Here is an 11774-nt window from a genome sequence, read left to right on the forward strand (position 1 = left end):
ATGAGCAGATTGTTGCGAACCGGACTGAATGCGGGCGAGGCCGCGCCGATGGTCGTGGTCGGCGGCGAAGGCGTTTATTTTCACCTGTCCGATGGCCGCAAGCTCATCGACGGCAGCAACACCGGCGGCGGTCTCGGCCATCGCCATCCCGCAATGGTGGAGGCGATCCGCCGTGCGGCGGATACGCCCGTCGTCAACGAGGGCTGGACCTGGATCGATCGCGAGCAGGCGGCCGACGATCTGATGGCCACCGCATTCAAAGGCGAGGAGGACTGGGTCGGCGCGGTGCGCTTCTGCATCAGCGGCAGCGAAGCCAACGATATGGCGCTGTCACTCTGCCAGGCACTGACGCAGCGCTCGGCGCTGGCGACGCGCGAGCGCGCCTATCACGGCATCACCGGCCTGTCGCGTAGCATGACAGTGCAGCCGCAATGGCATGGCGGTCTGGCCGTGCATGCCGGCGGCTCGAAACTGCCGGCGCCGATGGCGCCGGTGCGGATCTTGCCTGCGCCGGATGGCGCGATCTATGGCGCGCCGGCGCACAATAGGCCGCCCAGCGAATATCTCGCCGATGCCACGCGCCTGCTGTCGGACGCCGCTGCGACGATCATCGACTACACCCAGGGCGGCATCTACTACGACGGCGCCTATCAGGACGAGGTGGCGCGTTGTGCGCGGCAGGCGGGCTCGTACTGGATTGCGGACGAGGTCGTGACCGGCGCGGGCCGCGCGGGCCGCTGGTTCGCGTTTCAGGGTGCAGAGAGCCGGCCGGACATCGTGACGCTCGGCAAGTCGCTGGGCGGCGGCGCAGCGGCGGTCGCCGCGGTCGTGGTGTCCAAGGACATCGTCGAGCGGCTCGAGGGCACGAGCTGGCAGAACTACGGCACGTTGCGCGGCCATCCGATCAGCATGGCCGCCGTCCGCGCCTACCTGAAGGTCGTCACCGGCGAGAAGATTCTGCAGCATGTGCAGAATCTGGAGGGGCTGTTTGCCCGCCGCTTGCTCGCGATCGCGCAAAAGCATCCGAGCGTGCGACGCGTGGCCGGACAGGGGCTGCACTGGACGGTGGAACTGCATGGCCCGGACTGGCGCACCTGGCACGCCGATACGACCGAGGTGCCGATCGCTTCCCGCGTCGCGGATCGCGCGCTGGAGGCCGGCGCGGTGATCGGCACCAGCGGCGAGCAAACCTCGCTGTTCCTGGCGCCGCCGCTGGTGATCTCCGAACGCGAGGCTACGCTACTGCTCGATGCACTCGACCATGGCCTCGACATCGCCGACGGGGAACACGGGTGACCGCCGGCGACGCAGCACCTCGTGGCTCGCCGGCTTGGCCGGCGAACGAGCCCTGGCATCTCGCGATGCCGGAGGGGACGCTGTACGACGCACTGGCGCGGGCTGCACAGGCAAGGCCCTCTCATCCGGCGACGGTGTTTTACGGCGCGAGCCTGAGCTACGCCGAACTGCGCGCCCGTGTCGATGCCATGGCTGGCTTCCTGCAACGTGTTTGCGACGTGAAGCGCGGCGACCGCGTGATGATCGCGCTGCAGAACTCGCCGCAATATGTCATCGCGTACTATGCAGTGATGCGGGCGGACGCCGTGATCGTACCGGTCAATCCCATGAACAAGACGGCGGAGATCGCCTATCTCGCTGCGGATAGCGGCGCCAGGGTCGCGATCATCGGCTCCGAGCTGAGCGATGTATTTGCTCCGCTCGCGGGCGAGGCGATCACTCACACGATCGTCGCGCAGTATCGCGACGAGGTTCCAGCCGCGACGCCCTACACGCTGCCGTCATGCGTCACCGAAGCGCCGTCGCAGGTGCCGTCGTCGCCGGACTGGCATTCCTGGTCGGAGGCGATCGCGCAAGGCTTGCAGCCGGCTGCGATGGAGGCAGGGCCGGAGGATCTCATGATTCTGCCCTACACCTCGGGGACCACAGGCAAGCCCAAGGCCTGCATGCATACGCATCGCAGCGCGCTGTTCACCGCCGTCTTGCAGGCCCGCTGGTACCGGCTCGACGGCAGCGACGTGATGACCGGCTTCATGCCGCTGTTCCACGTCGCGGGCATGCAGGGTTCGATGAATGCCGCCATCGTCACCGGCGCCACGCTGCTGCTGATGGCGCGTTGGGACAAGGATCTGCTCCCGGACCTGTTCGAGACCTACGGCGTGACGTTCTGGAACGCCGCGCCGACCATGTCGTGGATGTGCTCGCCAGCGCCGGCTTCCGCGACGCATGCTTTGCGAAACTCAAGATGCTGACCGGCGGCGGTGCGGCGATGCCCATGGCGGTCGCCGAACGGCTGAAGGGTCGTTTCGGCCTCGATTTCGTCGAGGGCTACGGCATGACGGAGACGATGTCGCCGACGCATCTCAACCCGATGGGCGCGCCGAAGCGGCAGTGCCTTGGCATCGCCGTGCATGAGACCGATGCGCGGGTGGTCGATCCCGAGAGCCTGATCGAACTTGGCGACAACGTCGTTGGCGAGATCGTCGTGCACGGACCGCAAGTGCTGCAAGGTTACTGGAACAGGCCCCAGGCGGACGTTGATGCCTTCATTCAGCTCGACGGCAAGCGGTTCCTGCGCACAGGCGATCTCGGTTACCGCGACGTCGAAGGCTATTTCTTCGCCGTCGACCGCCTGAAGCGGATGATCAATGTCAGCGGCTTCAAGGTGTGGCCCGCCGAGGTCGAGGCGGCGATGTACCAGAACCGGGCTATCCGGGAGTGCTGCATCGTTTCGGCGCCGGACGAATATCGCGGCGAGACCGTCAAGGCCCTGGTGGTGCTCGATGACGCCGCGCGCGCGTCGACGTCCGCCGCCGACATCGTCGCCTGGGCACGCGGCGCGATGGCGAGCTACAAGGCGCCGCGCGCGGTCGTCTTCGTCGAGTCCCTGCCGCGCACGGCCAGCAACAAGGTCAACTGGCGGCTGTTGCAGGACACCGAATGGGGGCCGACGGCATGAAAACTGCTTGGCTGGAAAAGCAGTGCGAGGCTGCGATATGCTGCACGTGCCGGAACATCCTTGAAGCCGCCGCTTCCCCCGAGAGATCACCAGGAAATCGCTGATGCGCATCGTCAATGTCGCCGCCGCCCAGATGGGCCCGATCCAGAAAGCCGACAGCCGTGAGGCCGTGGTCAAGCGCATGATCGCGCTGATGGACGAGGCCAAGAGCAAGGGCGCTGACCTGATCGTCTATCCCGAGCTGGCGCTGACGACGTTCTTCCCGCGCTGGTACGTCGAGGACCGCTCCGAGTTCGACATCTGGTTCGAGCGTGAAATGCCGAACGCGGCGACCAAGCCGCTGTTCGAGCGCGCAGCGCAGCACCGGATGGCGATGAACTTCGGCTATGCCGAGCTGACGCCGGACGGTCATCATTTCAACACCGCCATTCTTACGGACAAGTCCGGCAGGATCGTCGGCAAATACCGAAAGGTCCATCTGCCTGGCTATGTGGAATACGACGCCAAGCGCACGCATCAGCACCTGGAGAAGCGCTATTTCGAGCCGGGCGATCTCGGCTTCAACGTCTGGCGCGAGCTCGGCGGCGTCATCGGCATGGCGATCTGCAACGATCGCCGCTGGCCGGAGACCTACCGCGTCATGGGCTTGCAGGGCGTCGAGATGGTGCTGATCGGCTACAACACGCCGTCGGTCAACGCGGAGAAGAGCGAGGAGGGCGTCGAGAAGCGCCTGTTCCACAATCGTCTCTCGGTGCAGGCCGGCGCCTATCAGAATGCGACCTGGGTGGTCGCGGTTGCCAAGGCCGGTGTCGAGGACGGACATCACTTGTTCGCGGGCAGCCTGATCGTCGACCCCAATGGCGAGATCGTCGCCGAGGCCAGGACGGAGGAGGACGAACTCCTGGTTCATCCATGCGACCTCGATGCCACCACCTTCGGCAAGACCACGATCTTCGATTTCGCCCGGCATCGCCGCATCGAGCATTATGGCCTGATCACCAGCCGGACCGGCGCGGTGCCGCCGCCGGAGAAGTGACGCCGATGCCAGACGACGGCATATCGCTGCGAGAGCTGGATCCGCGCGATCGCTACAAGCTGCTCTGCGGCGTGGTGGTGCCGCGGCCGATCGCCCTGGTGACGACGCTGGATGCGAACGGCGCGGTCAATGCCGCGCCCTTCAGCTTCTTCAACGTGTTTTCGGAAAGCCCCGCCCTGATCGTGCTCGGCCTTCAGCACAAGCCGGATCACTCACCGAAGGATACCACCCGTAACATCCATCGCGACGGCGAGTTCGTGGTGCACATGGTGGACGAAGCGCTATCGGTGGCGATGAACGACTGCGCGGTCGATTTTCCCTCCGGCGACAGCGAGGTCAGTGCGACCGGGCTGGCGACGCTTCCCTGCGTCGACGTGAGAGTGCCGCGCCTCGCCGCGGCGCCGTTCGCGTTGGAATGCCGGCGCCATGTCGTGCTGAATTTCTCACCGGATCGCGAGATTCTGGTCGGCGAAGTGCTCAGGGTGCACGCCCGCGAGGGCCTCGTCGACGAGGGCAGGATGTATGTCGATCTCGACGCTTATCAGCCGATCGGCCGCATGTTCGGCGATCTCTACACCACGCAGCGGGATAGGTTTGCCCTGACGCGCGAGAGCCATGCGCAATGGCTCGCGCGTCAGGACAAGAAAGAGCTGAAGGACGCCTAGTGAGCCGAGAATTGAACCGTGCCCAGAGCCATGGTGACGGCCGCCTGTGTCGGGTCGATCACGGGAATGCGCAGCGCGTCCTCCAGCGGCCGGCGGTGGCGCGCCATGCCGGCGCAGCCCATCACAATGGCGCGGGCGCCGTCCTCGTCGCGCAGTGCGCGGCCGACCTCGATCATCTTGGCGAGCGTCCCTTCGCCGGACGCCGTCTCCGCAACGCTCATGTTCAGCGGCTGCTCGCCGGCGAGGCGGTCGGTCAGCCCCATCTGCCTGAGATAGCGCATGTGCCGCGGGATCGAACGCTGGGCAATCGCAATCACGCCGAAGGTCTCGGCGCGCGAGAGCGCCGTCAGCACGCCGCACTCGGCAATGCCGAACACGGGACGGTCGGTACCTTCGCGGCAGACCTGAAGCCCGGGATCGCTGTAGCAGGCGATGACGAAGGCGGCCGAGCTATTGTCGCTTTCGACCAGGCGGCGCAGCGGCATTGCGACGCTGTCGACGTCCGCCTGGCTTTCGATTCCGAACGGACCCTCGGCCAGCGTCTGGCAGACAACCTCCGGCCCGCCCTCGAAACCGAGCGGCTTCAACGCGTCCTCCAGCCCTTGCGTGACGTTGTGATTGGAATTCGGGTTGATGACGAGAATGCGCGGCCGGGACATGATGGTCTTCCTGCAAAATGGCGATCACTCGTTTCAGGCATATCATGGAGCGCCTCATGACTGAACCAGTTTACGACCTAATCATTCGCGGCGGGCGCGTCGCTACGACGACCGACGTGTTTGAGGCCGATGTCGCAATTTCCGGCGAGACCATCGCGGCCATCGGAAAGGGCCTGCCCGCAGCCAGACGTGAGATCGACGCGCGCGGCAAGCTGGTGCTGCCCGGCGGCGTCGACAGCCACGCCCATATCGAGCAGCTCTCCGCGGCCGGCATCATGAACGCCGACACGTTCGAGAGCGCGACCGTCTCGGCGGCGTTCGGCGGCACCACCACGGTGATCCCGTTCGCGGCCCAGCATGTCGGCATGAAGCTGCCACAGGTGGTGGAGGACTATCACGCACTGGCGAAGAAGGGCGCAGTGATCGACTACGCCTTTCACATGATCATCGCGGATGCCACCAAGGAAACCGTCGAGGAGCATATCCCGGCGCTGGTGAAGCAGGGCCATGCCTCGATCAAGATCTTCATGACCTATGACAGGCTCAAGGTCGATGACGAGCCGCTACTCGACATCCTCCTCGCCGCCCGCCAGACCGGCGCGATGCTGTGCGCCCATGCCGAGAACCACGGCATCATCGCGTGGATGGTGAAGCGTCTGCTCGCGCGTGGTTACACGATGCCGAAATATCATGCCGTCAGCCACGCCCGTGTGTCGGAAGCCGAAGCCTTCACCCGGCTGATCGGCATGGCTGCACTGATCGATCAGCCGATCATGATCTTCCATGTCTCCACCGCCGAAGGCGCCAAGGTGATCCGCGACGCGCGCGGACAGGGCCTGAAGGTCTTCGCCGAGACCTGTCCGCAATATCTGTTCCTGACCGCCGCCGATCTCGACAAGCCGGGTGCGGAGGGCGCCAAGTGGATGTGCAGCCCGCCGCCGCGCACGCATTCGGACCAGGAGGCGCTGTGGCAGGCACTGTCGCTCGGCGATCTCCAGACCATCTCGTCGGATCATGCCCCGTATCGGTTTGACGAGACCGGCAAGCTGCGCGCCGGCCCCAACCCCAATTTCAAGCAGGTCGCCAACGGCCTGCCGGGACTGGAGCTGCGGTTGCCGCTGCTGTTCGACGCGATGGTGTCGAAGGGACGGGTGGGCCTGGAAAAATTCGTCGAGCTCACCGCGACCGCGCCGGCCAAGATCTACAATCTGCATCCGCGCAAGGGCTCGATCGCAGTCGGGGCGGACGCCGATATTGCGATCTGGGATCCCCAGCGCGAGGTCACGATCGCCGACGAGATGATGCACGATCTCGCCGGCTACACGCCCTTCGCAGGCCGTAAGCTCAAGGGCTGGCCGGTTTCGGTGCTCTCGCGCGGCCGGGTGATCATCGACGGCAACAAGTGTCTCGCAAGCGCGGGGAGCGGAAGGTTCCTGGCGCGCAGCGGCGGAGAGGCGGCAAAGCCCACCGGCCGGTTGGTCGCGGACATGGATCCGGAACGGAATTTCGGAGCAAAGCTGCTGTGATGATGGATTGTTCGCGATGAAGGTCATCATCTTCGGCGGCACCGGCTTTGTCGGCCTCAATCTCGCCGAGGTGCTGCTCGCGCGCGGGCACGAGGTGACGCTGTATGATCGCAAGCAACTTCCGGTTGGCGCGGAGCGATCCTTTGCCGACTATCGGGAGCGCCTTACCATTGTTCAGGGCGAGATCACGGACGTCGAGAGGATTGACGCGCTCATAAAGAACGGTTGCGATGCGATTGTACTTGGCGTCGCTATTACTGCTGGGGACCAGCTCGAGCGGTCAACGACCTCGACCATCCTCGAGATCAACGTGATGGCTCAGATGCCTATCCTGAGCGCTGCGAACCGCCGTGGCGTTCGGCGCGTGATCAATCTGTCCTCCGCGTCTGCCTATGGAGCCGCGGGGCAACGCTATCCGGTATTGGACGAGGAGACGCCGTGCGATCCCGTCTCGTTCTACGCGATCAGCAAATTCACGTCAGAGCGATCCGTGGCGCGCCTTGCCGAGTTGTGGGGAGGCGATTTTCTGAGTGTGCGCTTAAGCGCCATGTTCGGTCCGTGGGAACGGATCGGGAAGGTGCGCGATACGCCGAGCCTCCAGTTCCAGATTCTCGCGGAGTTCGCGCGCGGCAAACCGGCGCTTCTCCCCGCGTCAGGCATCAAGGATTGGACCTACGCGCAGGACGCTGCCGAAGCCGTGGCGGTCCTGATAGAGGCCGAGCGGCCGCGCCATCGGCTCTACAATATCTCCAGCGGCGTGGCCTGGTCTGCGCTGCAATGGGGCGAGGCCTTTGCGGCGTTGCATCCGGGCTTGCAATGCCGGCTGGCGGGGCCGGGAGAGAAGACCGAGATCAAGCTCCATGGCGGCGATCGTGCGCCGATGTCGGTTGCGCGGATGGCCGATGAATTCGGCTGGCGCGCCCGGTTCGGCTGCGCCGAGTCGGCGGCCGCGATGAGTGCTTGGTGGATGCAGCACAAGGAGACGATCTGAGATGCGGCTGCAGGGGCGCACGGCGATCATCACGGGAGCGGGCTCGGGGATCGGCCGCGCCAGCGCAAAGCTGTTCGCGGAGGAGGGTGCGTGCCTTGCCTTGGTCGATCGCGATGCCGCCGGCCTAAAGGAGACGGTGAGCCTGGTCGGCGAGGCCACGACTCATGTTGGCGACGTCGGCGATGCCGGTTTCGCCGAGACTGTCGTCGGCGAGGTCATCGCGCGCCACGGTCGCCTCGACATCCTGATGACGGCGGCCGGCTTCTCCTGCGGCGGCACCGTGCTGACGACGAGCCTGGACGACTGGGACGCGGTGTTTCGCACCAATGTCGGCGGCACTTGGCTGTGGGCGCGGGCCGCCGTGCCTCACATGCAGCGGCAGAACAGCGGCTCCATCATCACCTTGGCCTCGCAGCTGGCGATGGCCGGCGGCAAGGGCAACAGCGCCTATATCGCCGCCAAGGGCGCCATCGTCAGCCTGACGCGGACGATGGCGGTGGATTTCGCCACCGACGGCATTCGCGTCAACGCGATTGCGCCGGGCGCGATCGATACGCCGATGCTTCGCCGCAGCTTTGCCCGTCACGCCAATTCGGACGAGATGCGCGAAGCCTCCCGCAACCGCCACGCCATGAAGCGGTTCGGCCGGGCGGAAGAGATCGCGCAGGCTGCGCTGCATCTCGCCAGCGATGCCTCTTCGTTCACGACCGGCACCGTCATGGTGGTCGACGGAGGCTGGCTCGCAGCATGAGTGATGCGCTGACGACGCTCCAAACGAACGTGCGTGCGGATCTCGGGAAGATCGCGCATCCTCATGCCGCCTGGCTCGAACCGAAGACGGGACCCGACGGCAAGCCGGCGCTGGATGTCCTCGTCGTCGGCGCCGGGCAGTCCGGCATCGCCATCGGGTTTGGCCTGATGCGCTCGCGCGTGAGCAACATCCTGGCGATCGACAAGGCCGAGGAGGGCAAGGAGGGGCCGTGGCTCACCTATGCCAGAATGCCGACGCTGCGCAGCCCGAAGGACTACACCGGTCCCGATCTCGATATCCCGAGCCTCACCTACCAATCCTGGCACGAAGCCCGCTTTGGCAATGAAAGCTGGCAACAGCTCGGCCTGATCGAACGCGGCCATTGGGCGGAGTATCTGCTGTGGCTGCGACGCACGATCGGCCTGCCGGTGCGCAACGCCTGCGAGTTGCTGGAGATCGCGCCTGCGTCTGACGGCCTGCTCGCCGCGCGCGTGAAACGGGCGGGCGAGATCGAGACGCTCTACGCCCGCAAGATCGTGCTCGCGACGGGGCAGGAGGGCATGGGCGATTGGATGGTCCCGGAGCAGCTGGCGCATCTGCCGGCGCGTTCGGTCGCCACCGTCGCCGACGATATCGACTTCGAACGCCTGCGCGGCAAGCGCGTCGCCGTGATCGGCGCCGGCGCATCCGCTTTCGACAATGCGGCGACCGCGCTGGAAGCGGGTGCCGCCGAAGTGCATCTGCTGTGCCGCCGTGCCCAGATCCAGGTGATCCAGCCCTATCGCTGGCTGACCTTCCGCGGCTTCCTGCGCCATCTCAGCGATCTCGACGATGCCTGGCGCTGGCGCTTCATGCGCAAAATCCTCGAGATGCGGGAAGGATTTCCGCAACCGACCTACGACCGCTGTGCGCGTCACGCCAATTTCACATTGCACGAGGGCGCGCCGGTCGCGGCCACGCGCGAGACTGGCAGCGGCATCGAATTGGAGACGCCGCGCGGGGCTATCACCGCCGACTTCGTCATCTGCGGCACCGGCATCGACATGAACTTTGCCGGCCGCGGCGAACTCGCCAAGTTCGCCGACAACATCGCGACCTGGGCTGATCGCTACCAGCCTCCCGAGGGCGAGCGAAACGAACGGCTCGGCCGCTTTCCCTATCTCGCCGACGACTACGCCTTCACCGAGCGCGTGCCGGGCAAGACACCGTGGATCTCCAACATCCATCTCTTCGCCATCGCCTCCACCATGAGTTTTGGCCCATCAGGATCGTCGATCAACGCGATGACGACGGCTGTGCCGAAGCTGGTCGACGGCCTGACACGCGGCCTGTTCCGCGCCGATGTCGAACGGCACTGGGGCTCGCTCGGCGCCTATGACGTGCCCCAGGCCGTCGTCACGCGGCCAGCGCGAACAATGGAGGAGCAGCGATGATCGTCCATGCGACGCCGCGACGATGCATGCTCACGCGCGGGCTATGGGATTGGCGCGCAACTTGCTTCTTTCTTGACCAGCCTAGCCGGCCTTCCTCTTTGGAAATTCAGGGAAAACCAATGCGTTTTGTGTCTTTCAGGTCTACGACCTCGGTTCTCGTCACCACTGCGTTGTTGCTGATCGCCACCGCGCCGTCGCAGGCGCAAACCAGGGCGGAGACATTGCGCTATGTGACGGGCGCATCCGTCAACACGCTCGATCCCAACATCCCCGGCTCGACCCGCGAGTCCTTCGCGCTGAGCATGAGCACTTATGACCGCCTGGTGGCGTTCGGCCGCAAGCAGCTCAACGGCAAGTGGGTGTTCGATCTCGATACGATCACGGGCGAGCTCGCCGAATCCTACGAGGTCAGCTCCGACGGCTTGAAGCTCACCTTCCGCCTGCGCAAGGATGCGAAATTCCAGGACGGCTCGCCCGTGACAGCCGAGGACGTCAAATGGTCGCTCGATCGCTGCGTCACCGCGCCGATCCTTGGCAAGGCGCAGCTGCTGACGGGTTCGCTCACCTCGGCCGATCAGTTCAAGGTGATCGATCCGCTGACGATCGAGGTGACGTTGCCAAAGCCCGACAAGCTCGCGCTGCCGAATCTCGCCACCGTCTATCCCATGATCATCAACTCCAAGGTCGCCAGGGCACATGCGACGCCGGATGATCCCTGGGCCACCGCATGGCTGAAGGAGCACACCGCCGGCAGCGGCGCCTACGTGGTCGAGAGCTTCAAGCCTGGCGAGCAGGTGATCCTCAAGCGCGACGAGAGCTGGAACCGCGGCTCGGCCAACAAGCCCGCGTTCTTCAAGCGCGTCATCGTGCAGTCCGTGCCGGAGCCCGCGACCCGTGCCAATCTCGTCGAGCGCGGCGATGCCGATCTCGTGCTCGATCTGCAAGCCAGCGACGTGCAATCGCTGGAGGGCAAGGGCAAGCTCAAAGTGATCTCGACACCGCAATACAATGCGATCACCTACGTCTCGATGAACAACCAGATCCCGCCCTTCGACAACGTCAATGTCCGCCGCGCCATCGCTTACGCGCTGCCCTATGAGGACATGTTCAAGGCCGCTCTGTTCGGCCGCGGTTCTCCGCTGTTCGGCGCGAGCTGGGCGGACGGCAAGCCGGCGAACGGGATCTATCCGTTCCAGCAGCCGGTGAAGCTCGACCTCGACAAGGCCAGGGAATATCTGAAGGCCGCCGGCCTCCCGGAGGGTTTCTCGACCACTTTCAGCTTCAACGTCGGCCAGGCCGCGACCGCGGAGCCGATGGCGGCTCTGGTGAAGGAATCGCTCGGCAAGATCGGAATCAAGGTCGACATCCAGAAGCTGCCGGACGCGCAGATGTCGACGCAGATCAACGAGAAGAAGCTTCCGTTCTATACCGAAGGCATCGTCGCCTGGCTGCCGTCGACCGATTACTTCTACCGCAACTTCTACACCGGCAATCAGCGCTGGAACTACTCTTCGATCAACAATCCGGACCTTGCCGCGATCGCGCAGGAAGCCCGTTTCGAGCCGGATAAGGCCAAATACGAGGAGGCCGGCCGCAAGCTCAATGCGATGCACTTCGATCTGATGCCGCAGATCATGCTGTGGCAGCCGAACCAGGATGCCGTCATGGCGCCATCGATCGAAGGCTACACCTACGAGTTCCATCGCCAGGTCGACTATCGCGATGTCAGCCGCAAGTGA

The 11774-nt window shown here is 65.1% G+C and carries 11 protein-coding genes; 10 read left to right on the plus strand and 1 reads right to left on the minus strand.

The genetic code is table 11. The features are described 5' to 3' along the window. The 5 genes from LPJ38_RS19660 to LPJ38_RS19680 all read left to right on the plus strand — a co-directional run bounded on the left by LPJ38_RS19660 (position 1) and on the right by LPJ38_RS19680 (position 4675). A complete protein-coding gene (locus LPJ38_RS19660; RefSeq protein ID WP_145639893.1) occupies positions 1-1296 on the plus strand; it encodes an aminotransferase class III-fold pyridoxal phosphate-dependent enzyme in 1296 nt (431 codons plus the stop codon). Then, the gene (locus LPJ38_RS19665) at positions 1293-2267 is read left to right on the plus strand and encodes an AMP-binding protein (protein WP_283811487.1); all 975 of its coding nucleotides are present in this window, start codon (positions 1293-1295) and stop codon (positions 2265-2267) included. The genes LPJ38_RS19660 and LPJ38_RS19665 overlap by 4 nt, the downstream gene beginning before the upstream one ends. Next, positions 2261-2974, plus strand: a complete 714-nt coding sequence (locus LPJ38_RS37965) for an AMP-binding protein (RefSeq protein ID WP_283811486.1) — start codon at positions 2261-2263, stop codon at positions 2972-2974. The genes LPJ38_RS19665 and LPJ38_RS37965 overlap by 7 nt, the downstream gene beginning before the upstream one ends. 103 nt (positions 2975-3077) lie before the next feature. Then, complete coding sequence (locus LPJ38_RS19675) at positions 3078-4010, plus strand: N-carbamoyl-D-amino-acid hydrolase (RefSeq protein WP_145639888.1); 933 nt, start codon at positions 3078-3080, stop codon at positions 4008-4010. Positions 4011-4015: 5 nt separating this feature from the next. Then, on the plus strand, positions 4016-4675 hold the full coding sequence (locus tag LPJ38_RS19680; RefSeq protein WP_208750610.1) for a flavin reductase family protein: 660 nt from the start codon (positions 4016-4018) through the stop codon (positions 4673-4675). Here the strand turns inward: LPJ38_RS19680 and LPJ38_RS19685 are convergent. Then, entirely contained in the window at positions 4672-5334 is a 663-nt protein-coding gene (locus tag LPJ38_RS19685; protein ID WP_145639882.1) for an aspartate/glutamate racemase family protein, read from the minus strand. The two genes, LPJ38_RS19680 and LPJ38_RS19685, sit on opposite strands and share 4 nt — an antisense overlap. A gap of 56 nt (positions 5335-5390) precedes the next feature. On the opposite strand from LPJ38_RS19685, the gene hydA reads away from it, so the two are divergent. The 5 genes from hydA (at position 5391) to LPJ38_RS19710 (ending at position 11774) form a co-directional block, all read left to right on the plus strand. After that, positions 5391-6860 carry a dihydropyrimidinase gene (hydA, locus tag LPJ38_RS19690; protein ID WP_145639879.1) on the plus strand — a complete coding sequence of 490 codons (1470 nt, stop codon included), beginning with the start codon at positions 5391-5393 and terminating at the stop codon, positions 6858-6860. Between the two features lie 16 nt (positions 6861-6876). Further along, on the plus strand, positions 6877-7851 hold the full coding sequence (locus LPJ38_RS19695; RefSeq protein ID WP_145639874.1) for an NAD-dependent epimerase/dehydratase family protein: 975 nt from the start codon (positions 6877-6879) through the stop codon (positions 7849-7851). Between the two features lies 1 nt (position 7852). Beyond that, on the plus strand, positions 7853-8602 hold the full coding sequence (locus LPJ38_RS19700; protein WP_145639870.1) for an SDR family oxidoreductase: 750 nt from the start codon (positions 7853-7855) through the stop codon (positions 8600-8602). Further along, positions 8599-10035: an NAD(P)-binding domain-containing protein gene (locus LPJ38_RS19705; protein ID WP_145639868.1), complete on the plus strand. Its 1437-nt coding sequence runs from the start codon at positions 8599-8601 to the stop codon at positions 10033-10035. Before LPJ38_RS19700 ends, LPJ38_RS19705 begins: the two co-directional genes overlap by 4 nt. A gap of 119 nt (positions 10036-10154) precedes the next feature. Next, positions 10155-11774, plus strand: coding sequence for an ABC transporter substrate-binding protein (locus tag LPJ38_RS19710; RefSeq protein WP_145639866.1), 1620 nt, complete (start codon positions 10155-10157; stop codon positions 11772-11774).

Origin of the sequence: Bradyrhizobium daqingense, from assembly GCF_021044685.1 — a bacterium.
Lineage (GTDB): Bacteria > Pseudomonadota > Alphaproteobacteria > Rhizobiales > Xanthobacteraceae > Bradyrhizobium > Bradyrhizobium daqingense.